Consider the following 26,963-nt stretch of genomic DNA (forward strand, 5'->3'; position numbering starts at 1 on the left):
GTTAAGCATTCGCTTTTTGGAAAAATGATGAAAAAGATCACCATTATCTTCAGACACGCGCCCCATGGCAGTGCCAAAGGTCGGGAAGGACTGGATTTTGCGCTGCTCAGCGCCAGTTTCGAGCAAGAGGTCAGCCTGATCTTTGTCGATGAAGGCGTACTTAATCTGGTGCCGCAACAGACGCCGGAAGCCATAGGGGCCAAAGATTTCCTGGCAGCCTTCAAGGCGCTCCCTTTGTATGATATCGAGTGCGTCTATGCCTGTCGGCAGAGTCTGGCAGACTATCAACTGGATGAATCGGCCCTGGCCATCCCGCTGGAGGTCAAAAACCCAGCCGATATAGGTGAGCTGCTAACCCAAGCCGATGAGGTCTTTGTCTACTGATGATACTACATATCGTTCAATACTCGGCGACTCAGGATAACGCCCTTGCCACCTGCCTTCGCTACATTCAGCCCCAAGACACCCTCTTGTTGCTCGGCGATGGCGTAAACTCTCTGCTGCTACAAAAATGGCAACAAGCCTTGGCTGACACCGAGATCTGCCTGCTTGAGCAAGATGTTGAAGCCAGAGGCCTGCAAGCAAGGTTAGGCCAATACCAGCAGCTAAGTCAGGCGGAATTTGTCCAATACTCGTTAACTCACGCTAAGGTGATCACTTGGTAAATTTTATTATGTATGGCGATAGTCAGATCCCCACGGATCCACAGGGCTATTTGAAAAATGTCAGTGACTGGAATGAAGAACTTGCAGTACTTATCGCCACCGAAGAAGAGATAACCCTAACGCCAGCGCACTGGGAAGTGGTGCATTTCGTGCGTGATTTCTACATGGAATTTAAGACTAGCCCGGCCATTCGGGTGCTGGTCAAGGCCATAGGCCAGAAACTCGGCGCCGAAAAGGGTAACTCCAAATATCTCTATACCCTCTTCCCCCTCGGCCCGGCGAAACAGGCGACAAAGATAGCTGGGCTACCTAAGCCAGCCAAGTGTATCTAATCTTTAAGCCGTTAATGACCGTCTAATTAATTGTATTTAGATAATAAAAAACCTTCGCAATCGCGAAGGTTTTTTTGTGGTTAGAGATTTTTCATCACTAACATAATCGCTTTCCCAAATGTTGCTAACATTACTGCGACGAAGATACAGATAATGACGACATAGGTCAGCCACTGAAAATAGCGCCCACCGTTATCCATGTTTCACACTATCTCTTTATCGCGTTAGCCTATTTGAGTCAGGCCGCCCATGTATGGACGTAGCGCCTCAGGTACTGTGATTGAACCATCGGCATTCTGATAGTTTTCCAGCACTGCCACCAAGGTACGGCCGACTGCAAGACCTGAACCGTTCAGGGTGTGCAGCAATGCCGGCTTCTTGGCAGATTTGGCCTTGTAGCGCGCTTGCATGCGACGGGCCTGGAAATCCTGCATGTTGCTGCAAGATGAGATCTCGCGGTAGGTGTTCTGCGCCGGCAGCCAGACTTCGATATCGAAGGTCTTAGCCGCACCAAAGCCCATGTCGCCAGTACAGAGTACTACGGTGCGATATGGCAGACCCAGGCGTTGCAGCACTGTTTCGGCGTGCTGAGTCAGACTCTCGAGCGCAGCCATAGATTCTTCTGGCTTCACCAGCTGCACCAACTCTACCTTGTCGAACTGGTGCTGACGGATAAGACCACGAGTATCACGGCCGTATGAACCGGCTTCGCTGCGGAAACAAGCCGTATGAGCAGTCATCTTAATCGGCAGCTCATCTTCATCGATAATGGTATCGCGAGCCAGGTTAGTCAGCGGCACCTCGGCGGTCGGGATCAGGCTCAGGCCCTGACCTTCTTCGGTCGCTGGCTTGGTGTGGAACAGATCTTCACCAAACTTAGGCAGCTGACCCGTGCCCAGCAGACTGTCTTCGTTAACCAGCAGTGGCACATAGGTTTCAGTGTAACCATGCTCGGTTGTGTGCAGATCCAGCATGAACTGAGTTAGCGCACGGTGCATGCGGGCGATCTGCCCCTTCATCACGATGAAACGAGAGCCAGTGATCTTAACGGCGCTCTTGAAATCCAGGCCTGCGTGTTGCTCGCCCAGATCAACATGATCTTTCACTTCGAAATCAAACTGCTTAGGTTCACCCCAGCGACGGATCTCAACGTTATCGTTCTCGTCCGCACCAATAGGCGCCGACTCGTCCGGAAGGTTAGGCACGCTCATGGCGATGGCGTTCAGCTCTTCCAGCAGCTGCTTTAACTCGGCTTCTTTACTGCTTAGCTCGGCGCCAAGATCGCCGACCTTAGCCATGATAGGCGCAACATCTTCGCCCTTTGCCTTGGCTTGACCGATAGACTTGGAGATCGCATTACGGGACGCTTGCAGCTCTTCTGTCGCCACCTGTAGTGACTTACGCTTTTCCTCTAACTTGCTGAGACGATCCACATCCAGGATAAAACCACGGGTGGCGAGACGCTCGGCGGTCGCTTCTAATTCAGTACGTAAAAATTTGGGATCTAACATGTTTTTAGTTTCTTAATAGTTAAATGCGAGAAAAAACCAACTGCTGTCCTAAGTAAACCATGAATAAACATAGACATAGGTTCAGAGCGATATTTGTAAATGCTTTCAACCAGGCGCCCTGCTGCATCAATAACAGGGTTTCGTTCGAAAAAGTTGAAAACGTCGTAAGTGCTCCTAATAACCCAACACCTACTAATGCTTTGATTTCAGGACTAACCTGACTCGCTTCACCTAGGGCATAGATCACGCCCATCAGGAAGGAGCCGATCACATTGACCATGAGTGTACCAAAAGGAAAAGAAGAGCCAAACACCTGAATCATGAATATTGAAATAAGATAACGAAATACCGCGCCGATGGAACCACCCAGGGCCACAAAAATGAGATTATTCATAGCGTTTCACCTCACTTGCCCTGTCCATTTCTGCCAAGGTGGCCAGCTTGGTCTTGATACGTTTCTCGAAACCATGTTCGCTAGGGTAATAGAACTGCGCCCCTGCGAGCGGCTCGGGGAAATAACACTCACCGCTGGCATAATGATTGGGCTCATCATGGGCGTAGCGATACCCCTCGCCAAGGCCGATATCGGCCATCAACTGAGTCGGGGCGTTGCGCAGATGGTTAGGCACAGGCTGACTGCCGGTCTCCCGCGCCAGCTGGCGCGCCGCCTTAAAGGCGGTATAAACGGCGTTACTCTTGGGCGCGCACGCGAGATAAACGACGGCCTGGGCGATCGCCCGCTCCCCTTCGGCCGGCCCTACCCGATGGAAACATTCCCAGGCATTGACCGCCACCGACATGGCCACAGGATCGGCGTTACCTATATCTTCCGAGGCGATGGCCAGTAGGCGGCGAGCAACGTACAGCGGATCGCAGCCCCCTTCGAGCATGCGGCAATACCAGTAGAGCGCCGCATCCGGCGCGGACCCCCTAATCGACTTATGCACCGCAGAGATAAGGTCGTAATATTGATCGCCATTCTTATCAAATCCGGCCAGCTGTTGCCCGGCCACCTCGATAAGCATCTGGGGATGAAACTCGCCGCCATCGGGCAGCATGTCGCTCATCAACTCGATAAGATTAAGGGCCTTACGGGCATCGCCATCACAGAGACTAGCCAACTTCTCAGCGACCGCATCTGGCATCGTCAGCTGACGCTTACCCAGACCACGCTCCTCATCTTCCAGCGCCTGACGGACAATCTTGATGATCTCAGCGTCTTGCAACCGCTTGATCAGGTAGACCCTTGCGCGGGATAACAGCGCGTTATTGATCTCAAACGAGGGGTTTTCCGTGGTGGCACCGATAAAAATCACAGTGCCATCTTCGATAAAAGGCAAAAAGGCATCTTGCTGGCTCTTGTTGAACCTGTGTACCTCGTCGACAAACAGTAAGGTGCGCTGCCCGCGTGACTGGGCCACACTCTTGGCGTGCTCAATGGCGGCGCGGATCTCTTTCACCCCTGAGGTGACCGCAGAGATGCGCTCGACATGAGCATTGGCATAATGGGCAACCAGCTCGGCGAGTGTGGTCTTGCCGGTACCCGGCGGTCCCCAGAACATCATGGAGTGAGCCCTGCCAGCCTCGAGGGCCTGACGCAGCGGCTTACCCTCACCTAACAGATGATCTTGCCCTATATATTGCGACAGAGTTTCCGGCCGCATTCTTGCGGCAAGTGGGCGGAAATCTGGCGCGAAATCGAAACTTAAGCTAGACACAAATGGCCTTATCTAATGACTTATTCAAATGGCTTATTCTAATCGCTAATTCAAAGGCTTAATCCAATGCCTTGAGGCGCTGATCGTCAATATCGACGCCGTCGGGGACGGTAAACTGAAACAGGTTAGCATCGGCGTCTTTCAAAGGCGCCTGGGCTGACAGATTAAAGACGCTGAGGTTACCCTGCTGATCTGTCAGCTTCATCGCCTCGAGTTGCTCATCCTTAAAGCAGACCTCAACGCCGGTCACGCTAGCATCGACGGCCTTAGGGGTGATCTGATAGCAATCATCCTGACGCTTTACCTGATAGGCCTGCCAGGTCGCTTCGTCGCGATGTACCAAGAGCGCGATCGGCGAGGCATCGATAGCCTGATTGAAATCCAACACAGACACCTCTTCGGCAAAGGGATTGTAGATCCACACATCCCGGCCATCGGCGACAATCAGGGATTCATCCGGCTGCGTCAGATGCCAATAAAACTGATTGGGTACCGCTAGGGCGAAGGTGCCCGTGCCCTGCTGGATCACCTTGTTGTTAACGTCGGTTACCTGCTGGCTAAAATTGGCCTTGAGGTTATCCAGCTTGGCAAGTTTGTCCTTTAGGGCTGCCGAATCATCGGCGTAGCTCGATGCCGCCACGACTAAAGGTATGGCACAGACTAATTGAAATAAGGGTTTTAGCATTTCAAATCCTTTCATGTAAAAGCGCTCGCTATTCACTCGGGTTACTGTCCCCATAAACTCAGGAGGTTTAAAGTCCTGACTTATAACTCTCTACTTTTTATCAGAGAGCGTCACACGAGTTTGTCACGAGAAATATTAACGAGAGCTTAATAATCTTTCGGCGGCGGAGGCGCCAGCACCTCACGGTTACCGTTATGGCCTTGAGAGCTGACGACGCCCTGCATCTCCATCTGTTCTATGATGCGAGCGGCGCGGTTATAGCCAATCTTAAACTTACGCTGCACGCTGGAGATAGAACCACGACGGGTCTCGGTAACAAAGGCCACCGCCTCATCGTAGAGAGAGTCCATCTCTTCATCATTCTCCGCGGCTTCACCAGGAAGCAGCACCTGCTCCCCTTCGGCCGAGCCCTGCAAGATCTCATCGATATATTGCGGCTTACCGCGACTATGCCAGTCGGCCACCACAGCATGGACTTCATGGTCATCAATAAAGGCGCCGTGAACACGGATAGGCACACTGGTCCCGGGTGGTAGATAGAGCATGTCACCCATACCCAGCAGAGTTTCAGCACCTTGCTGATCTAAGATAGTGCGCGAATCGATACGGGATGACACCTGAAACGCCATACGGGTTGGGATGTTGGCCTTAATCAAACCCGTGATCACATCAACCGATGGACGCTGGGTCGCCAGGATGAGGTGGATACCGGCGGCGCGGGCCTTCTGGGCGATACGAGCGATCAATTCTTCCACCTTCTTACCGACGATCATCATCATATCGGCAAATTCGTCGACGATCACCACGATAGACGGTAGCTTATCCAGCTCAGGCGCCTGCTCTTCCATACTGTCTTGTGAGCGCCACAGCGGATCTGTGATCACCTCGCCGCGCTCCTTGGCTTCCTTGATCTTGGCGTTGTAACCCTTGAGGTTACGTACCCCGAGGGCCGACATCAGCTTATAACGACGCTCCATCTCGCCTACACACCAGCGTAGGGAGTTGGCCGCCTCTTTCATGTCGGTCACTACCTCACAAAGTAGATGTGGGATGCCTTCATACACAGAAAGCTCCAGCATCTTAGGGTCGATCATGATGAAGCGTACATCATCCGGCCCTGACTTATAGAGCAAGCTGGTGATCATCACGTTGACCCCCACAGACTTACCCGAACCTGTGGTACCGGCCACCAGAAGGTGTGGCATCTTACCAAGATCTACCACCACAGGCTCACCCGAGATATCCTGACCCAGCACCATGCTAAGGTGTGATTTGCTATGCTCAAAGGCTTCGCTGCCCAGCACGTCACGCATAAATACGGTTTCGCGAAACTTGTTAGGGATCTCCAGACCCACATAGGCCTTACCTGGGATCACCTCGACCACACGAACACTCTCGGCTAGCAGCGAGCGCGCGAGGTCTTTCGACAGGTTAGTGATCTTAGATGCTTTGACACCTGGCGCGAGCTCAAGCTCGAAACGGGTCACCACAGGACCAGGGAAGACGCCGACCACCTTGGCCACAATGTTAAAGTCGGCAAGCTTGACCTCGACCAGACGCGCCACCTGATCCAGCTCTTCCTGACTGATTGGGTTTGTCTTACGATTTGGCACATCGAGCAGTGAAATATCCGGCAGCGGCGTAACAGGCTTCTTCGGCTGAGCCTCTTCCCCGCCCGGCAGGACGACTATGCCATCGACAATTTTTGCCTGCTCGACCTTCTGATTTTTGGGCAGTTTCTTGGGCAGCACGGCGCCGGTTGAATGCTTGGTATCGAAATCAATCGAGACTTCATCATCCTGAGCACTGAAGCTCAGAGCAGGCTCTTGCGCTTCTACCTCGGCAGCGGGTTTTGCCGTTGGCAGGCTAAAGCTTGGCTCCTTAACCCGGCCGCGAGAAGAAGTTTCTTGAGCCTCATCTTCATCATATTCATCATCGTAATCATCCTGTTCTTCTTCATAGACCTCTTCTTCGGCCTTAGCCAAAGCCTTTTGACGACGAGACTCCTTATATCGGTCAAATACCGACATGAACCCCTTGGTATCATCGGTTTCGGGCGCGCTGGAGAACTTCTCGGGGATATGTTTCAGCTGCCTAACGCACCAGATGGTGGCAAAACCAACCACCTCGACCACGGTTAGCCAGCTGATGCCGGTCAGCAAGGTAAAGCCGGCGCCGACGAAACAGAGCAGCAGCAAGGTCGTGCCCAACTGATTAAAATAAGGCAACATGGCATCGGCGATCACATCACCGGATACACCGCCAGCCGAGAACTCGTAGATGTCATTGGCATTCATGCTGGCAAGAGACGCAAGGCTGAAGGTGATCAACAAGAAACCAATCAGCCTTAGCCCTACCGAAAAATAATCGATCTCCAACAGTCGGTGAATACGTTTGAACAACAGCCAACCGGTCACCGCCACTATGATAGGAATAAGGTAAGCGGTGTAACCGAAGAAATAGAAAAGAACATCGGCAAGCCATGCTCCCACGGCGCCGGTAACGTTTTTAATCTCACCTTCGAAATTAGACTGACTCCATCCTGGATCAGACGAATGAAAGCTGCTTAGTGCAAGCAGAATATAGGTGGCGACCATGCAGCAGAGGATGAGTCCGCCTTCAAGCAGACGCTGCAGACCGCTGAGTGTTTTGACACTATTTCCCTTAGACAAAAGACAACCCACAAAGCAAAAACGAAAAGGTGAGCCTAAGATATCAAAATAATTCGTGCTATGCAGCGTTTTACCTGCCTATACAGCACAATAGCAAGGCAAAAGGCCTTCATTGGTGAAAAACTATTCGAGGTGAAAAAAAAGGAGCCCTGACGGCTCCTTTTTTACGACATAAATCGTTTTTAAGACTCAAGCGTTACATTGATTGCAACTCTATTGGTCTGCTTGACTTCTTCCATCACAACGTAGGTACGAGTATCAGAAACAGCGGGCAACTTAAGTAGAGTTTCACCTAACAAGCGACGATAGGCAGACATGTCAGAAACACGGGTCTTCAATAAATAGTCGAAGTCGCCAGAAACCAGATGACATTCTTGAATATCATCGAGCAGCTGTACGGCACGATTAAACTTATCAAATACTTCTGCAGTATCGCGATTTAGCGTGATTTCTACGAACACAAGTAATGAGGCCCCAAGATAATGGGGATTTACTAGCGCAGTATATCCATTGATGTAACCTTGCTTTTCGAGTCTTTTAACTCTCTCTAAACAGGGAGTGGGGCTCAGCCCTACACGCTTTGACAACTCCACATTGGAAATGCGGCCGTCGATTTGCAACTCGTTAAGGATGTTACGATCGATCCGATCTAAGTCTTTTATAGGACTCTTTTTATTATTAACCATATTTTTAACCTTGCTTTATCACTAAAACAACATTTACTGCTACGTATGTCAAAAGTTCAGCAGCATTAACTGCCGAAGTGATACTATACTAGATTTCCCTGAAACAATCACGTTCAGGACCTATAAAATAACAATTCAACCCAGAATAAATGGGTTTTTATTCAATTTGAGGCTCGAAGATGATAATTGGTGTACCTAAAGAAATCAAAAACCACGAATATCGTGTTGGTATGGTGCCGTCAAGTGTCCGCGAATTGACCCTAAAAGGTCATGAAGTATTTGTAGAGAAGAATGCAGGTGTTGGGATCGGTTTTAGCGACCAAGACTATGTCGATGTAGGCGCGTCAATCTTAGACACTGCAGCTGAAGTTTTTGCGAAAGCAGAAATGATCGTTAAGGTAAAAGAACCTCAAGCGGTCGAACGTGCCATGTTGCGTGAAGATCAGTTGCTGTTCACTTATCTTCATCTTGCTCCCGATCTGCCACAAACTGAAGATCTTATTAAGAGCGGTGCCGTCTGTATCGCTTATGAAACAGTAACCGATGCCCGTGGCGGCCTGCCGCTACTGGCGCCAATGTCTGAAGTTGCCGGTCGTATGTCTATCCAGGCTGGTGCCATGGCACTGGAAAAATCTATGGGTGGCCGCGGCATGCTACTTGGCGGCGTACCTGGTGTTGAGCCAGCGAAAGTCGTTATCATCGGCGGCGGTATGGTTGGTACCAATGCAGCGCAGATGGCCGTAGGCCTGGGCGCAGACGTGGTTATCCTGGATCGCAGCATCGATGCGCTGCGTCGTCTGAATGCTCAGTTCGACAACCGCGTTAAGGCGATCTACTCGACTGCCGACGCTATCGAAAAGCACGTACTGGAAGCCGACCTGGTGATCGGTGGCGTACTGGTTCCTGGTGCTGCTGCACCTAAACTAGTGACCAAAGATCACATCAAGCGTATGAAACCAGGCAGCGCTATCGTTGACGTCGCCATCGACCAAGGTGGTTGTGTTGAGACTTCTCATGCTACGACTCACCAAGACCCAACTTATATCGTTGATGAAGTAGTACATTACTGTGTGGCTAACATGCCAGGTGCAGTGGCTCGTACCTCGACCTTTGCGCTGAACAACGCGACCCTGCCTTACATCATCAAGTTGGCCGATATGGGCTACCGCGAAGCACTGCGTCAAGACAAGCACCTGCTAAACGGCTTGAACGTAATGCATGGCAAGGTAACCTGTAAAGAAGTTGCCGAAGCCCTGAACTTCGAGTTTGTTGATCCAAGCGTACTACTCGCTTAATCAAGTAAAGAGTGTAAACAAAGGGAGCCAATGGCTCCCTTTTTCGATTAGAACAATCTAAAAGATTGCCTTTACCCCTTAGGGGAAATTCCCTACAATCGCTGCAATTCGCTAAAGGCACGGAGAAAAAGATGAGCCAAGCTAGACACTGTAACTTATTAATTTTGGGTTCGGGCCCTGCTGGGTACACCGCCGCTGTTTATGCTGCCAGAGCAAACCTAAAACCTGTATTGATCACGGGTATGCAGCAAGGTGGTCAGTTGACGACCACGACCGAAGTTGAAAACTGGCCAGGCGACGCCGACGATCTAACCGGTCCGGCTTTGATGGAGCGTATGCAGAAGCATGCCGAGAAATTCGAAACAGAGATCATCTTCGACCACATCAACGAAGTTAACCTGCAAGAGCGCCCTTTCCAACTGAAAGGCGACAGCGGTGAATATACTTGTGATGCCTTGATCATCTCTACCGGCGCCTCGGCCATGTACCTTGGCCTCGAATCTGAAGAAGCCTTCAAGGGTAAAGGTGTTTCGGCCTGTGCCACCTGTGATGGTTTCTTCTACCGTAACCAAAAGGTTGCCGTGATCGGTGGTGGTAACACAGCCGTTGAAGAAGCGCTTTACCTAAGTAACATCGCATCAGAAGTTCACCTGATCCATCGCCGTGACAGCTTCCGCTCTGAGAAGATCCTGACCAAGCGTCTGATGGACAAAGTTGCGAACGGTAACATAGTTCTGCATCTCGACAGCACACTAGACGAAGTCGTTGGCGACAACATGGGTGTGACCGGCGTGAAGATCAAGAGTACCAAAGATGGCGCCATCACAGAGTTTGATGTCATGGGCGTGTTCGTCGCCATCGGCCACAAGCCAAACACTCAGATGTTTGAAGGTCAGCTAGAAATGAACAATGGCTACATCAAGGTGCAGAGCGGTCTTGGCGGTAATGCCACCCAAACCAGTATTCCTGGTGTATTCGCCGCTGGTGACGTGATGGATCAACATTACCGTCAGGCGATCACCTCTGCTGGCACCGGCTGTATGGCTGCCCTGGACGCAGAGCGTTTCTTAGATGCACAGTAAGCGTTACGCTTAATAAAAAAGCAGGCCGAGTGCCTGCTTTTTTTTGTCTTTAATACCAATCACGGTAGATAAGTACTCAGAAATAGCACGGGGAAAACGTTCGAGAACAAGGCAGAGTTTTTGATAAGCAGTTATTCTACAATCAAAAATGATAACACCGTCATCGGACGTTTTAACAAGCTAGAGTGACCAGTTATTGACTACGATTGGTATAAGTTCAGCCAAATAAATTTGCGGTGATCGGGCACAAAAAAAGGGACCCTGGGGTCCCTTTCAAAGCAAAGCTCACTAATTACTTAGCTAGAGCTTCTTTTGCCTTTTCAACTAGAGTGGCGAAAACCACTTTGTCGAATACAGCGATGTCTGCCAAAATCTTACGATCGATTTCGATAGACGCCTTTTTCAGACCGTTGATGAAACGGCTGTAAGACAGACCATTTTGACGAGAAGCCGCGTTGATACGTGCAATCCACAGTTGACGGAATTGACGTTTCTTCTGACGACGGTCACGGTAAGCATATTGGCCAGCTTTGGTTACTGCTTGCTTAGCAACACGGTAAGTACGTGAGCGAGCTCCGTAATAACCTTTAGCTAGTTTTAATACTTTCTTGTGACGAGCACGAGCGGTTACACCACGCTTAACTCTAGGCATTGTTCTTTACTCCTCTAATTAAGCGTATGGTAGTTGACGTGCAATTGCTGGCACATCAGACTTCGCAACTAAACATTTAGCACGTAAGTGACGTTTACGCTTAGTGCTCTTCTTGGTCAAAATATGACGTAAATGGGCTTGCTTGCGCTTAAAACCGTTAGCGGTTTTCTTAAAACGCTTTTGTACACCCTTGTCTGTTTTCATTTTAGGCATTGCTAAAACTCCGCATTGGGAAATTAATAAAACGCAAGGCGAGCAGAGGCCCTCAGAGAGGTCTCTGCTACTTTTAAATTTGCCTTACTATTTCTTTTTCGGCGCGAGTACCATCACAGCCTGGCGACCTTCCATTTTTGGAAAAGCCTCCACAACTGCTATCTCAGCCAGGTCGTCTTTAATACGATTCAAAAGATTCATACCAAGACTCTGGTGAGCCATCTCGCGACCACGGAAACGCAGCGTAACTTTCGCCTTGTCGCCGTCTTCTAGAAAACGCTTCAGGTTGCGTAGTTTTACCTGATAGTCGTTTTCGTCAGTACCGGGACGGAATTTGATTTCCTTCACCTGTATCTGTTTCTGCTTCTTCTTTTGCTCTTTTTGGGCCTTAGCCTTGTCAAAAAGATACTTTCCGTAGTCCATTATGCGACATACAGGCGGCTCAGCGTTTGGGCTGATCTCTACGAGATCTACGCCCGCTTCATCTGCAAGTTCTTGCGCTTCACGAAGACTTACAATGCCGATAGTTTCACCGTCTAATCCATTGAGGCGTACTTCTGATACGCCAACAATGAGTTCGTTAATTCTATTCGCCGCTGCTTTACGCACGTCTGTTTTCTTGATCTTTATGACCTATTCCTCCAACAAATTTAGACTACGGAGCGAAATCTGTTCTTTAACCATGGCAGCAAATTGATCGATTTTGATCTTACCTAGGTCAACACCATCTCTGGTTCGCACCGCGACTTCCCTATTTTCCATCTCTTGATCGCCCACGACCAATAGATAGGGAACACGCCTTAGGGTGTGTTCGCGTATTTTAAAGCCAATCTTTTCATTCCTCAAGTCTTTCGAGGCACGAATTCCCTGATCTTTAAATAATTTGACCACTTCGTCAACATATTCAGACTGTTTGTCAGTAATATTCATCACAACGGCTTGAACCGGTGCCAACCAGGTTGGGAACTTACCTGCGTATTCCTCGATCAGGATCCCTAGGAAACGCTCCAGCGAGCCTAGAATCGCACGGTGGATCATCACTGGCGTCTGACGGCTGTTATCTTCGGCAACATAAGTCGCGCCTAGACGTCCAGGCAAGGCGTAATCAAGCTGCACTGTACCGCACTGCCATGCCCTGTCTAAGCAGTCATGGAGCGTAAATTCAATCTTAGGACCATAGAAGGCACCTTCGCCCGGCAGAATCTCATACTCGATGTCGTTGGCTTTCAGTGCATCCATCAGCGCCTGCTCTGCCCTGTCCCACATGGCATCGTCACCGATACGCTTCTCTGGACGGGTAGAAAGTTTTACCACGATATCGTGGAAACCAAAGGTCGCGTAGGTGTCGTAGACCATCTTGATACAGCCACTCACCTCTTGCTGCACCTGCTCTTCGGTACAGAAGATATGGGCATCATCCTGGGTAAAGCCACGAACGCGCATCAAGCCATGTAGAGAACCCGATGGCTCGTTACGATGACAACAACCAAACTCAGCCATGCGCAGTGGCAGATCGCGGTAAGACTTGAGACCTTGGTTGAAGATCTGCACGTGACCTGGGCAGTTCATCGGCTTCACCGCGTACTCACGGTTTTCTGAGTGAGTAGTGAACATGGCTTCGGAATACTTATCCCAGTGACCACTGCGCTCCCACAATACACGGTCCATCATCAAGGGGCCTTTCACCTCTTGATAGGTGTACTGACCAAGCTTCTGACGAATGAATCTTTCAAGTTCGAGGAACAGGCTCCAACCGTCGTTGTGCCAGAACACCATGCCAGGGGCTTCTTCCTGCATATGGTACAGATCAAGCTGCTTACCTATCTTACGATGGTCGCGCTTAGCCGCTTCTTCGAGGCGAGTCAGATGCGCCTTAAGGGCCTTCTTGTCTGCCCAGGCCGTACCATAGATACGCTGCAGCATCTTGTTGTCTGAGTTACCGCGCCAGTATGCACCAGCAACACTCATCAGTTTGAAGTGATGACAGAACTTCATGTTAGGCACATGGGGGCCACGACACATGTCGGTATATTCTTCGTGATGATAGAGCGCAGGCTGGTCATCTTTACTGATGTTCTCATCCAAGATAGCCATCTTGTAGCTTTCGCCGCGTGACTCGAAAGTGTCACGGGCTTCTTGCCAGCTGACGACGCGCTTCACCACATCATAGTTTGTCTTAGCCAGTGCCAGCATACGCTTTTCTAGCTCGACTACATCTTCCTCGGTCAGCTTATGATCGAGATCCACGTCATAGTAGAAACCGTTATCGATCACCGGGCCGATGGCCATCTTGGTTTCAGGCCACATCTGTTTGATGGCATGACCCAATAGGTGAGCACAAGAGTGACGTAAGATCTCTACCCCTTCATCGTCTTTTGCGGTGATGATAGCGAGATCGGCATCTGTCTCGATCAAGTCACAAGCATCTTTCAGCTCGCCATTGACGCGACCTGCGATACAGGCTTTTGCGAGACCAGGACCTATGTCCGCGGCGACATCTAGGGTAGAAACGGCGTTAGCAAACTCGCGCTTGCTGCCATCGGGAAGTGTAATTACAGGCATGTATAATCCTTATCCAGTGGTGACCCCTACGTAGGGCCACTTGGTCATATTGAGAAAAATTTAAGCAACTGAAGCGCAAAACATTACCGGAGTTTTGATCTACTTCAGCGCAGGCCTGACATTCTAGGGCCGCATCAGGCAAATCGCAAGGTTTAAGGCCGCCGCTGTAGCCTAAAATCACCAACTAACTGACTAGCTAGTCGCTGCCAGTTAAATCTGTCACCAATTGTCCATCTGGATGTCATCGAAAAGTCATGGACGGCCCCTACTCTAGCCGCCATATCGTTATGGCTAATTCGCTAAGGAGCCCGACCATGATGAAGCTTATATTATTGACCGCACTCTTCTATCAGCCTTTGTACCCTAATGACGGCACTCGCGGCGCGTCTATGCTGGAAACTGCTACGCAGCAAACTCAAGTGCAGGCTTTCGAAGCCAAAGGTATCGAATTGCAAACATCGACTATTGGCCTGGATGTGAGCCAACTGGAAGGTGAGATAGCTATTGAGCTCGACCAGCAGCTCAAGGCGCTACATGCCGAGTTGCCACTGCAAGGAGGCGATCAGGAGCTGCTCGCCAGCCAAAACTGATAACGGTTGAAGCCGATGACGTCAGTTGTCCGGGACTTCAACTGCACTATAGTGCCTGCTATTGTCCGAGCACTTACTATGCTATTGCAACCTATTGCTATAAATAGGAAAGTCATCCAAGATTGTGCTCAAAAGATAATGAGCAACTTAGATGACAATGAATAAATGGGCACTGGTAACCGGCGGCGCCAAACGTATTGGTGAAGCGATCGTATTAGCCTTGCACAGTAAAGGTTTCAATATACTGCTGCACTATAAGGGATCTGAAAGTGAAGCAATGGCGCTCGCAGGCAAGCTTAACCTCAGCCGGGTAAACTCGTGCCAGACTGTGCAGGCTGACCTCGCCACCGAACAAGGGCCCCTTAGCCTTATCCAACACATTAATGACCATCAACTCCCGCTTGGGGCTCTTATCAATAACGCCTCGCTGTTTATACCAGACAGCAGTATTGAAGACTGGCAATCGAGCCAGCAGCTGTTAAACCTTAATCTGCTCGCGCCCTACCTGTTAGCCACCAAGCTTAGTGAAAACCTCGCCAGCAATGACGGCTGCGTCATCAACCTGGTGGATATTCACGGCGACCGCCCCTTAAAACACCATGGGCTATACTCAATATCTAAGGCAGGATTAAACATGGCGACCCGAGCCTTGGCCCAGGAGTTAGCGCCTAAGGTAAGGGTCAACGGTATATCGCCAGGCGCGATACTCTGGCCATCCCAGAGCGATCAAGCAGCTATCGCTAGCGTCACTCAGGCCATACCTCTGGCTAGAGCCGGCAGCCCCGAGGATATCGCCGATACCGTATGTTTTATCCTGGAGAGCCCCTACCTTAATGGTCAGGTGATCGCTATCGATGGCGGTCGTAGCGCAACCGGATATACAGGAGCCGACGGATGAAAATTTTTGATAAAGTGATCTGTTGTCCCCACTGTGGGCACCATCAACATATCAACTTAGATATCAGCTGTGGCGATCAGGACTATTACGACGATTGTCGTGTCTGCTGTAACCCTATCCATTTTCGAACCCACATAGACGATTCCAGACAGAAAATAGAGGTCTATGTGGACTCGGACGATGAGCAGTACTATTAGGCCAACTAAGACTCAGTGTAGGCCAACTTAGACTATGTACTGCTGCGTTAAATTCAGCAAGATTAAGGTCACCCACACCTGGTCACGCCTTAATCTACGCCTCAACGCCAATCCTTATCCGTTAACCAAGCCGTTTAACCAAGCCGTTTAACCCAAACGCTTGGCCAATACCCGTTCAACCGTGTCCACGATAGCCTGAGTCTGACTGTCTATCTCGATATTAAGCATAGTGCCGACAGCGACCTCGTCTAAGTTGGTGATCTCCAGGGTTTCTGGAATGAGGTGCAGCATAAAGCCAGTTTCGCTGATCTCTCCTACGGTCAGGCTACAACCATTCACGCCAACGAAACCTTTGTAGAGAATGTAGTTCATCCATTTAGGGTCGACTTCGAGGCGGATATCAAAATGGGCAGGCGTATGACTCACCTCGACCACAGTGGCCTGAGTGTGTACATGACCCGATAACACATGGCCACCTATCTCGCTGCCATAGGTCAAAGAACGCTCGATATTAACTTGGCTACCCACAGACAGACCGGCCAGATTAGTCAGCCTCAATGTCTCTTCCATTACATCGAAAAACACCCTATCATCTGCCATCTCGGTAACGGTCAGACAGACGCCGTTATTGGCGACACTTGCACCTCGCTGCAAGTTTTCCTTCAGGTGTGACGGCATCGCAATTTCGATTGTATTAAGACCATCTTTTTTATGAATAGCCACCACTTCACATGTGGCTTGAACAATACCTGTAAACATTTTTTACTCTCTGCATTAAGGCGTTTTCATGAATCAATTCGGCTTTCAAGCCAAAAAGCTCGTCCATCTCGCGTTGCCTGTGCTGATCGCCCAGGTCACCCAAACCATGATGGGTTTTATCGATACCGTCATGGCCGGACGTGTCAGCGCATTAGATATGGCCGCAGTGGCCATCGGCGGCAGTCTGTGGCTGCCGGCGCTACTGTTTGTACAGGGTTTGCTGGTCGCCTTTACCCCTGTGTTTGCCAGCCATCATGGCGCCGATAATCAAAACGCTATCAGGCCGATGGCTTTTCAGGCTGCCTATATTGCCATAATCGGCGCGGCCGTAGTGATAAGCTTTCTGCTTTTTGCGCCGCAGATCTTCAAATTAATGAATTTGTCCCCCGAGCTGGCCGAGCTGAGTGTCAGCTATCTCCATGGATTTGCCTGGGGCGTCCCCGCCTTCGTGCTCTATCAGGTCTTGCGAGGATGTAGCGAGGGGATCTCATACACACTACCGACTATGGTGATAGGGTTTGTCGGGCTGGCGGTCAACATCCCGGCCAACTATATCTTCATCTATGGCCACTTAGGTGCGCCCGCGCTGGGCGGTGCGGGCTGTGGTATCGCAACGGCCCTGGTGTTCTGGGCCATGTTTATCGCCATGACCATTTACATGCAGTGGCATAAGCGCTTCGCCGTTATCAAGCCGCTAGGTGCCTTTCACCTGCCGGATCTTAAGACCATGAAGAGAATGACCAAACACGGAATGCCCATCGCCATGGCCTTGTTTTTCGAGGTGAGCCTGTTTGCCATCATAGCACTGCTGCTCGCCCCTTTGGGCGCCGATGTAGTGGCAGGCCATCAGATCGCGCTTAACTTTTCATCCATAGTGTTTATGCTGCCACTCTCTATCGGCATCGCCGTGTCGATAAGGGTTGGATACTACCTCGGACAGGATAAGGCGGACGTGGCTAAGCTAGTGACTAAGGTCGGTCTGGCTATCGCCTTTAGCTTGGCGGCCTGCACGGCCGTCATCACTGTGGTGTTTCGCACTCAGATAGCGCTGCTCTATAACCAAAACCCCGAGGTGGTCTCCCTGGCGAGCAGCCTGATGTTCCTGGCCGCCCTGTATCAGTTGTCTGACTCGGTGCAGGTAGTTACTGCAGGTGCCCTGCGTGGCTATCACGACACCCGCAGCGCCTTCTACATTACCCTTGTCTCCTATTGGGCCATCGGCATGGTGCTCGGCTATCTGCTGGCAGAAACCGACATACTAGTTCCTGCCATGGGCGCCCACGGTTTCTGGATTGGCTTGATCGCCGGCCTCACCAGCGCCGCACTGCTGTTTGCCTTGAGACTTCAGTATATTCAAAAGCATCCAAAGCAACTGGCCTTGGTTGATCAGCCGATTAATCACGCCGACCTATAGCCAAGATCAACACAGGCAAGCTGATGTTTAGCTGATGTTTAGCTGATGTTTAGCTAAATAATCATCATCTTGCCTGAATCTTTATGTAAACACTTTGCCGAATATAACGACGCTTTGGCGTTAAAAAGATCAAGTTGCGCAGCAAATCACCGCTTGATTGAAAAATTACGATTTTTTACTTGCAACTCACATCACATCCCTCGTAATATAGCGCTCGTTCGCTGGCCGAGAGGTCGTGAACGGTAAAGCAGTACAACCGTAGCTCAGTTGGTTAGAGCACCACCTTGACATGGTGGGGGTCGGTGGTTCGAATCCACTCGGTTGTACCAATTTTACAAGAGATAACAGTACAACCGTAGCTCAGTTGGTTAGAGCACCACCTTGACATGGTGGGGGTCGGTGGTTCGAATCCACTCGGTTGTACCATCTTGTAAAAATATCAGCCAGCGCAAGCTGGTTTTTTTATGCCTGTTACTCGCTATTCAGCCTACTTCGCACTCACCATAACAAAAATCGGCTCACCACCGCCGGATCTATTGCTGGCAAGGTCGGTAATACTAACCTTGGTTTTCACTCGATTGGCGCTCGATGAGTGACGCTCAAGAAACTGAAAGCTTTGTGATGCCTGATATTGGTAGGCAAACTGCGCCAGACTCAGGCCATTGCAGGAGATGCTGTTGACCCCGAAGCGCATGTTATGGTCATAGTTAACCAGTTTACGCTTTAACGCCGAACTGTTATCGCTACCCGCCGCAATACAGATCTTGGTCTCGACGCTACTGTCCTGCGCCACAAATCTATAATTGGCATTGGTGTTAGTGCTGGTATTAGCGGCGGCTGCCGCCTCTTCAGCCACTGCCACCTGTGTACTCAAGCCTAAACCTAGAGCCGTAACAGCTACACCGATAGAAACAAACGCCCCTGTTTTCATCTTCAACTCCTTAAGCCGTATTGATAACGGCGCCGCGATACCTGTTTATTGCCGATCCGCAAAGGCACTTAGGCCTGCACGAAATTGCATTGCCAGTCGCCTCGGCGCATCACATCTCCTCAAGTAAAGCCCAAAAACCGCGTCAAGGTTGTTAACCCTTGATGTCAAAGTGTTGCAAGCTGTGTAGCCCAAATGAAGGGCATGGTGAACGCTGCTTATCCTACTAAAATCCTAGAGAAAAAAAGTACAACTGAGGTACACTGTTTGCTGGCGAGTGACAACAGGAGCCGGGAATGAGCCAGCGTACATTACACACCCTTTTTAAACCTAAGTCGGTGGCCATCATTGGAGCCTCTAACGGCGCCAAGCGCGCCGGCAATGTCGTAATGCGCAACCTGCTCTCCAGCGGGTTTTCCGGGCCTATCATGCCGGTCACCCCAAAATACGATGCCGTGATGGGTGTGCTAGCCTACCCCAATATCGAAGCTCTGCCGCTTAAGCCCGATCTGGCCATCATCTGCACCGCGGCCAGCCGCGTCCCCGCCATCGTCGAACGTCTCGCCCAATTTGGCTGCAAGGTGGCGATTATCAACGCTTCAGGCATGGCCAATCAGCTCGATGAAGAGGGGCAGAATTTACTGACGCTGACCCGCGCCCACGCCAAACGCTACGGGATGCGGATCCTCGGCCCCAACAGCCTGGGGATGATGCTGCCAAATTTGGGGCTCAATGCCAGCCTGGCACACACCAGCGCCCTACCGGGTAAAATCGCCTTTGTGTCCCAGTCTGCCGCCATCTGCACCACTGTGCTGGACTGGGCCAACAACAAGGGGATCGGCTTCTCCTCCTTTATCTCACTTGGCGATGCAACAGATATCGATTTCGACGAGCTGCTGGACTTTCTCGGGCGAGACTCGCGCACCACGGCGATCATGCTCTACATAGACTCGGTCAACGAGAAGCGCCATTTTCTCTCCGCAGCCCGCGCCGCCGCACGTAACAAGCCGATATTAGTGATCAAATCGGGTCGCAGCATTGAGGGCACCACAGCAGCTAAGCTACACACAGGTGGGGAAGTGGGTAACGACGCCGTCTACGAGGCTGCCTTCAGACGCGCGGGTATGCTGAGGGTTAACGATCTGGTAGAGCTGTTTGCCGCAGTAGAAACCCTGGCCCACTCTGCTCCCTTGCAGGGCGAGCGTTTGGCAATTCTCAGTAATGGCGGCGGTCCCGCCGTACTAGGCCTAGATCAGCTAATTCTCGGCGGCGGTAAAGCCGCCATCCTAGACGATGATACCTTCGACAAACTCAATGCCTTGCTGCCCGATACCTGGTCCGGGCAAAATCCGGTGGACATAGGTGGCGACGCCGATGCCAAGCGATACACCCAGAGCCTGGACATTCTGATGAACGCCGATGTGGCCGATGCCATCTTGGTGTTGCACTCACCTTCCGCCCTCGGCGATAGCATAGAGATCGCCGACAGCATCATAGAGCTCGTCTCAAAACATCCAAGGCGTCACAAGGTCAATGTGCTCACCAACTGGAGCGGAGAAGACTCGGCCTATCAGGCCCGTAAACACTTTAACCGCGCCGGTGTGCCCACCTATCGCACACCAGAAGGTGCGGTTGGCGCCTTCATGCACATGGTGGAATACAGACGCAACCAAAAGTTGCTACAGGAAGTGCCGCAATCTATCCCGGATAATATTCCCACCGATGCCCAACTTGCGCGCTCCTTGCTGCAAAGAGCGATTGCCGATAACAAGCAGGTGATCGAGACCCATGAGGCAAGCGCCATCCTCAAGGCCTATGGGCTAAACACCATAGAGACCCACTTTGCCGCCAATGCCGAGCGCGCCGCCGAAATTGCCGAACAGATAGGCTATCCCGTCGCCCTCAAGGTGCAGTCACCTGATATTCACCATAAATCCGATGTTCACGGCGTCATGCTCAACCTCACCTCCCATCAGGAGGTGTTACAGGCCGCCGATGCCATGGTCGGCCGGGTACATTCACTCAACCAGGACGCCGACATCCAGGGGCTGATAGTGCAGAAGATGGCACTCACCGCCGGCACTCAGGAGATCCGCGTCGCGGTGACCAATGATCCCGTGTTTGGCCCGGCCATCCTGCTTGGCGAAGGCGGCTCCGAGTGGCAACCCAGCACAGATGCCGCGGTTGCTCTGCCACCACTGAATATGACTCTGGCCCGCTACATGGTGATCCAGGCGCTGAAGACCCACAAGCTCAAAGACAGGCATCTGCCGCTGGGCTTAGACATGAACGCCCTGTGCGTCATGCTGACCCAGATCTCCCACCTCATCATAGATTGCCCCGAGATATCAGGCTTAGATCTTAACCCTGTGCTGTGCGCCGGGGAGCAGATCACCCTGTTAGATGTAAATATTCAGCTCAATGCCAATGCCCAGGACAATACCAACCGCCTGGCTATCTGCCCCTACCCTAAGGAGCTTGAAGAGCATGCGGTATTGAAAAACGGTCTTGAGATCATGCTACGGCCAATTTTGCCTGAGGATGAGCCTAAGCATCTGGCCTTTGACAACTCCCTCTCGGACGAAGACAGGTATAAACGCTATTTTGGTGTGCGATCCAAGATGACCCATGAGGAGATGGCGGTGCTTACGCAGATTGACTATGCCAGGGAGATGGCCTTTATCGCCACCACAAAGGGCTCCGATGGCGATGATATTACCCTGGGCGCCGTGAGGGCCTCCATCGACCCCGACAATACCGAGGCGGAGTTTGCCATGGCGGTGCGCAGCGACCATCAGGGGATAGGCATAGGTAAATTATTACTGGAAAAATTGATCGCCTATTACAAGGCCAATGACACCGAGCTGCTTACCGGCTTCACCATGTTTGAAAACCGCAACATGGCAAGCTTGGCGAAGAAGTTGGGCTTTAGCGTTACCTTCGACATGGAGGAGCATCTGATCAAGATGGACATGCCCCTCAAGCCGAAACAAGACTAGCTGGTGCGCCCAGCTTGTAAGCCGTGCTTATTTAGCGTGTTTGCTAAGCGTTAACCATTTTACGTTTAGCTGCTAAATCTGCTTTCACACCTGCATACAGAGAAGCTAGCTCACAACAGAGCTAGCCTTTGAAACAGTTACTTATTGAGCCCCTTAGCCTTTCACACAGTTACGGCCCGCTGACTTGGCTCTATATAGGGCTTCATCGGCGCGCACCAGATAAGACTCTCTGTCGTCATCGTGGCGCAGTGTCGCCACCCCGATGGAGACGGTGATCGCCCCAAGTGATAGCTTCTTATCTTTGCCTATGCTTAGATGGCGCTCGGCGATACGTGCCCTAAGCTGCTCGGCCACGACCATGGCGCCTGAATGCTCGGTATCGGGCAGCAGGATCACAAACTCTTCACCGCCGTAACGCGCGACAAAGTCATCCCCCTTCACCCCTTGTTTTAACGCTAGTGCGATATAGGCGAGTACCTTATCGCCCACCAGGTGACCATGGGTATCATTAAACTGCTTAAAGTTGTCGATATCGACCAGGAGCAAGCTGCTAAGGCGCTGCTCTCTTCTGAACCTTTGAATATGACCCAGCACCTCCTCATCGAAGGCACGGCGGTTACGCAGCGAGGTGAGCTGATCTGTCATCACGGCGATATTGAGATCTTCCATCTCGGCCTTCAGCGCGGCGACCTCCTGATTCATCGTCTTCAGATTCGCTTCCATCTGGCGATTGCTGATCACCACCTGAGACACCTCTTCGGCCAGGGTATCGACCAGGCGCTCGAGGGTCTTAGGGTCTGGGTCCTGGCTGATGTTCTGCTGAAAGGTGGTCAGGCTGAGATTAAATTGCGCCGTACCTGCGGTGACCTCGGATAAACGGGTCATAAAATTATTGATCAAGATCTGCGTCTCTATCTGCACATTCTCGATCACCTCGGGTGACTGCTCGCGAATGAAGCTGTTATAGAGGCCGGCATTGACCTCAGAGGTAAACTGAGCGCGGCTGGCCACCAGGGTGTCGATGGCGCGCTTAAGATCCAGATTGACCCCACGGAAATACTCATACCACACGGCATAATTATCTGGGGTTACTGGGATATTGAGTTCTGACATGCGCGGAACGGCATGTCGGAGAATTTTAGCGGAAAGTTCGGTCTCGGTAAGTTGTTTAGCCAAATTCATAGAGATTTTCGCCATTTTATTATTAGAGGAACACTAGCGCACACTCGGCGCCTTCATCCGCGTAATTTAATGAATGAAGGCGCAATCTCTACAATAACGAAAATTTTAAGCCTTACCAGCTATTTTTGTTGTTTTTATGTTACAAACCACTATTTTACCCGGCAAGTCGCAAACAGATCCTTTTCCTTGCGATACACCTCGGTCGATACGTTCATCAGACCAAGCAGGCTGGAGAAGAGGTTATCGTGTGAGAAGCCGCCCTTGGTGGCATGGTCACGCAGACACTGCTTGTCTAAACCATTGTCGGAGGCGAAGTCCGCTGAGAGCCAGGCCAGCATAGGGATCTTGATCTGCTCATCCGGCGCTATCGCATAAGGCGCACCATGAAGGTACATGCCACTCTCCCCCAGCGACTCGCCGTGGTCGGACACATAGAGCAAGGCGGTATCGGCCTTGTTCTGCTGCGCCTTGAGACGTGAGATCACCTGAGCGATAATATAGTCGGAATACAAGATGGTGTTGTCATAGGTATTCATCAACTCTTCATCGCTGCAGTTTTGGATGTCGCTACGCTGACAATCGGGCACAAACTTGCGATGGGCTTCTGGATAGCGCAAATAGTATGTCGGGCCGTGTGAACCTATGATGTGCAGCACGATAAGGGTATCCTGGCTGACACCTTCGGCCAGGCGCTTATCGAGTTCATTCAGCAGCACCTGATCGTAGCAGTAGTGACCGTCGCAGAGCTCTGGGTCGCTATTGAGATCTATGTTGATGTGTTTAACGCGGTCACACACGCCCTTGCAGCCACTGTCGTTATCCAGCCAGTCCAGCGAGATACCGGCGTGATCCAGCACGTCCATGGCCGTGTCCTGGGCCTGTGCCTGGCGCGCGTCGTAATCTTCTCTATCCATGCTAGAGAACATACAAGGCAGCGACACGGCCGTTGCCGTGCCGCAAGACTCGGTGTTTTTAAAGGCGATCATGTCATACGCCTTGGTATGGGCGTTGGTTGGCTTATCATAGCCATAGTACTCATAGTTATGGGCCCTGGCGGTCTCGCCGACCACAACCACCACCAAGTTAGGCTTGCCGTTATGATCTAAGGTCAGGTTCTTGGCATCTTTGCCCTGCACCTTATAGACCAGCGGCTCCTGGAAGTAGTTAACCTTGACATACTTGATCATAGATCCGATGGCATAGGTCGGGACTATGTAGCGCTTCATCTGATCGTTGTTACGGCCAAAGGCGACATAGTTTTGATAATAGAAGAAGCCGATCACCGCGATACCGGCAAGCATGGCGAACATGAAGGCAAGCTTATGCAGTAGCTCTTTCACGAAAGGCTTGTAGACGATATCGGCCTTAAAGATCAGCAGCGCCGGCAGCAATCCGGTCAGGGTAAAGTTTAAAATTGATGACCAGTTAAGATAGGTTAAGGCCTCGGCGCTGTTAGTCTGCACTGTGTTTTCGATCATGCCATAATCGAACACGACGCCATATTGCAGCGCGGCGAAAAACACGCTGGAAGAGATCAGAGTAACGATGATGAAAAACGGTTTAAGTAGATACTTAACCGAAAAAAGCGAAAAGATGAAGCTTAACGCGAAGATAAGAAATAGCGGAATGGTGGCGATGAAGAGGTAGTTAACCTCGCCCTGCTTCTCTATACCCTGCTGAACGATCTGGAACAGCGGAATATTAAATACGCCTACATAAAATAACGCAGTGATCAGTGTAAACTGATTCACCGAAAGGGTTTTAACGCGTGACAGCACTGAGTGTTCTCTCTGTAAATAAACCTAAAATGACGTTCAAAAAATCGCCAAGCTGCCGATTATAACGACCTGCCAATCAAATAACGCCACGACTTCTTTTTCATCTTCTGCATCATCTTTCACATCAGGGCCAAACCTGGCCCGAATCAGAAGCAATTCATGCTCTAAGCACTTAACTTTTAACACTTAGCTAAAAGTACTTAGCGAATAGCAATTCTCGAATAGCACTTAGCTAATAGCACTTCTCACATAGCACTTAGCTATCAAAATTTTGCCATTAGCCAAATTTCAGATAACCGTGGCGCAGAAATGTTGCGGCAATATTACCAATCAACACACCGCGCCACAATTGTAATCGCTATCAGCCTACCAACACAGGCACAGAACACCTTTGTTAACAGCTATGACTTAAGGGCAATAGGTAAAAGGCCATTTGTTAACTGCTATTTGCTTATAGCGTAAGCCTATTAACCAGCATATTTGAAAGTTTTGAATTAACACTCGGGAGTTTACACACCCGAGGTGAAAAAAAAGTGTTTTTACAGACGCAGTGCATGAGTTGCGGGTTAAAACTCGCTGTTCATGCGCTGGAAAAAACTCAACAAGAGCTCACGTTCGCTGTCGGAGAACTTAGCGGTAAGTTGATCGGACAAGCCATGGTGCAGTTGGTCATGCTCCCGGTAGACAGCCTGACCCTGCTGGGTTAATCCAACCAGAATCGAGCGTCTGTCTTGCTGGTGGGCCTTACGTGCAACTAGGCCCGCCTGCTCCATCTTATCTATCTGCACCGTCAGAGTACCTGTGGTGATCCCCATCTTCTCCGCCAGCTCTTTCATACGCATGTCACCATTGCCGCCCAAAATCTCTACGGCATGGATCTGAGGCAAGGAGTGGCCGGCATCCTTGACTACGGCCATCTCCCAAGACGAGAGCTTTTCATAAAATTCGACTATGGTGTGGCTCAATAGGTCATTATTCATAGTTAACGCACAATTCCTTTTTAAAGAGTTCGAAATTTAAGCTTATTCTGCCCCTTGGCAAGCAGTTTGACGGCAAGTGATGAGTTCGACCGTCAGATGGTCAATACGTTCAAATTTAGCCAACTTCTGCTTGAAATAATCCAGCTCCTTCGGCGCATGGCTAACGATAGAGACCATGGCGGCATAATGATCGGCGCTAACACGCCAGACGTGAATGTCGCTCACCTGATGATCCTGCTCGGCCTCAATCAACTCAACCATCTGCTTCACGTATTGTTTCTCTATGCTGGCATCGAGCAGAATCGGCCCAGTTTGCTTCATCAAGCCCCACGCCCAGCTGGTGATAATCACAGCGCCAACCACGCCCATTAAGGGATCTAACCAGGTCAGTCCCAGATACTTACCGAACAGTAAGGCGCCAATGGCCAGCAGAGAGGTCAAGGCGTCGGCCATTACATGGAAATACGCAGCGCGCAGGTTGTGATCATGATGACCCTTGTCACCGTGTGCATGCGCTTTTTCATGTTTATGCTCATGAACATGGTGATGAGCGTCATGCTCGTGGCTATGATCGTGCTCATGGCTGTGATCGTGATGATGCCCGTGACTGTGGTCATGACTGTGATCATGATGGTGATTATGATGATGCCCGTGGTGGTGATGTCCATGGTGGTCTTTTAGCAAAAAGACAGAAATTACATTGACCGTCAGGCCGATCACCGCCACAAAGATGGCTTCGTTAAAGTGGATCTGCTCGGGGTTAAACAGGCGGCTCACCGACTCAACCACCATAAGTAACGCAACGAGCCCGAGTGCAACGGCACTGGTAAAGCCCCCTAATACGCTAACCTTACCTGTACCAAAGGCAAAATCAGGGCTGTTAGCATGTTTCTTCGCATAGTGATAGGCAAACAGGGTAATGAGAAACGCTGCGGCATGGGTACCCATATGCCAACCGTCGGCCAATAAGGCCATCGAACCGTATACGGTACCTGCACCAATCTCGGCGATCATGGTAAATAGGGTTAGCAGTAACACATAACGGGTGTTGCGCTCGCCATCACTGTTTAAATTAGCGAACTGGTGGCTGTGCTGCCAGGGGGCTAGATGATCCTTTACGTTAGGCATGAATGTTTCTCTATTCGTTTTTATTGGTTAGCTTTTG

26 protein-coding genes and 2 tRNA genes are annotated in these 26,963 nt (G+C 50.8%); 12 read left to right on the forward strand and 16 right to left on the reverse strand.

Annotation, left to right across the window (positions count from 1 at the left end):
- The first annotated feature begins 27 nt into the window (after positions 1-27).
- From tusC to K0I63_RS10445, 3 genes are read left to right on the forward strand one after another with little or no spacing between them, the layout of a single operon-like run.
- On the forward strand, positions 28-384 hold the full coding sequence (gene tusC / locus K0I63_RS10435) for a sulfurtransferase complex subunit TusC (protein WP_220083420.1): 357 nt from the start codon (positions 28-30) through the stop codon (positions 382-384).
- Positions 384-665: a sulfurtransferase complex subunit TusB gene (tusB, locus tag K0I63_RS10440; protein ID WP_220080994.1), complete on the forward strand. Its 282-nt coding sequence runs from the start codon at positions 384-386 to the stop codon at positions 663-665. Before tusC ends, tusB begins: the two co-directional genes overlap by 1 nt.
- A gap of 8 nt (positions 666-673) precedes the next feature.
- The gene (locus K0I63_RS10445) at positions 674-997 is read left to right on the forward strand and encodes a TusE/DsrC/DsvC family sulfur relay protein (RefSeq protein WP_144199425.1); all 324 of its coding nucleotides are present in this window, start codon (positions 674-676) and stop codon (positions 995-997) included.
- A gap of 224 nt (positions 998-1,221) precedes the next feature.
- Here the strand turns inward: K0I63_RS10445 and serS are convergent, their stop codons facing one another.
- From serS to lrp, 6 genes are all read right to left on the reverse strand, one after another.
- The gene (gene serS / locus K0I63_RS10450; protein ID WP_220071494.1) at positions 1,222-2,508 is read right to left on the reverse strand and encodes a serine--tRNA ligase; all 1,287 of its coding nucleotides are present in this window, start codon (positions 2,506-2,508) and stop codon (positions 1,222-1,224) included.
- 19 nt (positions 2,509-2,527) lie between these two features.
- Positions 2,528-2,902 (reverse strand): fluoride efflux transporter CrcB, encoded by a 375-nt coding sequence (gene crcB, locus K0I63_RS10455; protein ID WP_011865819.1) that lies wholly within the window; start codon positions 2,900-2,902, stop codon positions 2,528-2,530.
- Entirely contained in the window at positions 2,895-4,226 is a 1,332-nt protein-coding gene (locus tag K0I63_RS10460; RefSeq protein WP_220080995.1) for a replication-associated recombination protein A, read from the reverse strand. The genes crcB and K0I63_RS10460 overlap by 8 nt, the downstream gene beginning before the upstream one ends.
- A 58-nt stretch (positions 4,227-4,284) precedes the next feature.
- The gene (lolA, locus tag K0I63_RS10465) at positions 4,285-4,911 is read right to left on the reverse strand and encodes an outer membrane lipoprotein periplasmic chaperone LolA (RefSeq protein ID WP_220080996.1); all 627 of its coding nucleotides are present in this window, start codon (positions 4,909-4,911) and stop codon (positions 4,285-4,287) included.
- A 146-nt stretch (positions 4,912-5,057) separates the two neighbouring features.
- Positions 5,058-7,583 carry a DNA translocase FtsK gene (locus tag K0I63_RS10470; protein ID WP_220080997.1) on the reverse strand — a complete coding sequence of 842 codons (2,526 nt, stop codon included), beginning with the start codon at positions 7,581-7,583 and terminating at the stop codon, positions 5,058-5,060.
- A gap of 182 nt (positions 7,584-7,765) precedes the next feature.
- Positions 7,766-8,269, reverse strand: coding sequence for a leucine-responsive transcriptional regulator Lrp (gene lrp, locus K0I63_RS10475; protein ID WP_011865823.1), 504 nt, complete (start codon positions 8,267-8,269; stop codon positions 7,766-7,768).
- A gap of 179 nt (positions 8,270-8,448) precedes the next feature.
- Here lrp and ald point away from each other — a divergent pair, with 179 nt between their 5' ends.
- Together ald and trxB are read left to right on the forward strand one after the other, a co-directional pair.
- Complete coding sequence (ald, locus tag K0I63_RS10480; RefSeq protein ID WP_011865824.1) at positions 8,449-9,564, forward strand: alanine dehydrogenase; 1,116 nt, start codon at positions 8,449-8,451, stop codon at positions 9,562-9,564.
- Between the two features lie 131 nt (positions 9,565-9,695).
- Entirely contained in the window at positions 9,696-10,646 is a 951-nt protein-coding gene (trxB, locus tag K0I63_RS10485; protein ID WP_144204223.1) for a thioredoxin-disulfide reductase, read from the forward strand.
- A 292-nt stretch (positions 10,647-10,938) separates the two neighbouring features.
- Here trxB and rplT read toward each other — a convergent pair whose 3' ends face one another.
- From rplT to thrS, 4 genes are all read right to left on the reverse strand, one after another.
- A complete protein-coding gene (gene rplT, locus K0I63_RS10490) occupies positions 10,939-11,298 on the reverse strand; it encodes a 50S ribosomal protein L20 (protein WP_011865827.1) in 360 nt (119 codons plus the stop codon).
- 18 nt (positions 11,299-11,316) lie between these two features.
- Positions 11,317-11,511, reverse strand: coding sequence for a 50S ribosomal protein L35 (gene rpmI / locus K0I63_RS10495; RefSeq protein ID WP_011865828.1), 195 nt, complete (start codon positions 11,509-11,511; stop codon positions 11,317-11,319).
- Positions 11,512-11,598: 87 nt separating this feature from the next.
- Positions 11,599-12,141: a translation initiation factor IF-3 gene (infC, locus tag K0I63_RS10500; RefSeq protein ID WP_041406632.1), complete on the reverse strand. Its 543-nt coding sequence runs from the start codon at positions 12,139-12,141 to the stop codon at positions 11,599-11,601.
- Positions 12,142-12,144: 3 nt separating this feature from the next.
- On the reverse strand, positions 12,145-14,073 hold the full coding sequence (thrS, locus tag K0I63_RS10505; protein WP_220080998.1) for a threonine--tRNA ligase: 1,929 nt from the start codon (positions 14,071-14,073) through the stop codon (positions 12,145-12,147).
- 314 nt (positions 14,074-14,387) lie between these two features.
- On the opposite strand from thrS, the gene K0I63_RS10510 reads away from it, so the two are divergent.
- The 3 genes from K0I63_RS10510 to K0I63_RS10520 all read left to right on the forward strand — a co-directional run bounded on the left by K0I63_RS10510 (position 14,388) and on the right by K0I63_RS10520 (position 15,758).
- Positions 14,388-14,663, forward strand: coding sequence for a hypothetical protein (locus K0I63_RS10510; protein WP_220080999.1), 276 nt, complete (start codon positions 14,388-14,390; stop codon positions 14,661-14,663).
- A 151-nt stretch (positions 14,664-14,814) separates the two neighbouring features.
- The gene (locus tag K0I63_RS10515; protein ID WP_220081000.1) at positions 14,815-15,561 is read left to right on the forward strand and encodes an SDR family oxidoreductase; all 747 of its coding nucleotides are present in this window, start codon (positions 14,815-14,817) and stop codon (positions 15,559-15,561) included.
- Positions 15,558-15,758 carry a CPXCG motif-containing cysteine-rich protein gene (locus tag K0I63_RS10520; RefSeq protein WP_011865833.1) on the forward strand — a complete coding sequence of 67 codons (201 nt, stop codon included), beginning with the start codon at positions 15,558-15,560 and terminating at the stop codon, positions 15,756-15,758. Before K0I63_RS10515 ends, K0I63_RS10520 begins: the two co-directional genes overlap by 4 nt.
- 147 nt (positions 15,759-15,905) lie before the next feature.
- Here the strand turns inward: K0I63_RS10520 and K0I63_RS10525 are convergent, their stop codons facing one another.
- Positions 15,906-16,517: a riboflavin synthase subunit alpha gene (locus K0I63_RS10525; protein WP_220081001.1), complete on the reverse strand. Its 612-nt coding sequence runs from the start codon at positions 16,515-16,517 to the stop codon at positions 15,906-15,908.
- A gap of 28 nt (positions 16,518-16,545) precedes the next feature.
- On the opposite strand from K0I63_RS10525, the gene K0I63_RS10530 reads away from it, so the two are divergent.
- The 3 genes from K0I63_RS10530 (at position 16,546) to K0I63_RS10540 (ending at position 18,357) form a co-directional block, all read left to right on the forward strand.
- Entirely contained in the window at positions 16,546-17,931 is a 1,386-nt protein-coding gene (locus K0I63_RS10530; RefSeq protein WP_220081002.1) for an MATE family efflux transporter, read from the forward strand.
- A 252-nt stretch (positions 17,932-18,183) separates the two neighbouring features.
- Positions 18,184-18,260: transfer RNA gene (locus K0I63_RS10535), tRNA-Val, on the forward strand.
- 20 nt (positions 18,261-18,280) lie between these two features.
- Positions 18,281-18,357 (forward strand) — tRNA-Val (locus K0I63_RS10540).
- Between the two features lie 61 nt (positions 18,358-18,418).
- Here the strand turns inward: K0I63_RS10540 and K0I63_RS10545 are convergent.
- Complete coding sequence (locus K0I63_RS10545) at positions 18,419-18,862, reverse strand: DUF3718 domain-containing protein (protein WP_220081003.1); 444 nt, start codon at positions 18,860-18,862, stop codon at positions 18,419-18,421.
- 293 nt (positions 18,863-19,155) lie between these two features.
- On the opposite strand from K0I63_RS10545, the gene K0I63_RS10550 reads away from it, so the two are divergent.
- A complete protein-coding gene (locus tag K0I63_RS10550; protein WP_220081004.1) occupies positions 19,156-21,858 on the forward strand; it encodes a bifunctional acetate--CoA ligase family protein/GNAT family N-acetyltransferase in 2,703 nt (900 codons plus the stop codon).
- 153 nt (positions 21,859-22,011) lie between these two features.
- Here the strand turns inward: K0I63_RS10550 and K0I63_RS10555 are convergent, their stop codons facing one another.
- From K0I63_RS10555 to K0I63_RS10570, 4 genes are all read right to left on the reverse strand, one after another.
- Entirely contained in the window at positions 22,012-23,040 is a 1,029-nt protein-coding gene (locus tag K0I63_RS10555; protein WP_220081005.1) for a GGDEF domain-containing protein, read from the reverse strand.
- Between the two features lie 149 nt (positions 23,041-23,189).
- On the reverse strand, positions 23,190-24,818 hold the full coding sequence (locus K0I63_RS10560; protein WP_220081006.1) for a phosphoethanolamine transferase: 1,629 nt from the start codon (positions 24,816-24,818) through the stop codon (positions 23,190-23,192).
- Positions 24,819-25,384: 566 nt separating this feature from the next.
- Positions 25,385-25,798, reverse strand: coding sequence for a MarR family winged helix-turn-helix transcriptional regulator (locus K0I63_RS10565; RefSeq protein WP_220042510.1), 414 nt, complete (start codon positions 25,796-25,798; stop codon positions 25,385-25,387).
- Between the two features lie 42 nt (positions 25,799-25,840).
- Complete coding sequence (locus K0I63_RS10570; protein WP_220081007.1) at positions 25,841-26,926, reverse strand: cation diffusion facilitator family transporter; 1,086 nt, start codon at positions 26,924-26,926, stop codon at positions 25,841-25,843.
- Positions 26,927-26,963 lie beyond the last annotated feature (37 nt).

It is taken from the genome of Shewanella rhizosphaerae (genome assembly GCF_019457655.1).
Lineage (GTDB): Bacteria > Pseudomonadota > Gammaproteobacteria > Enterobacterales > Shewanellaceae > Shewanella > Shewanella loihica.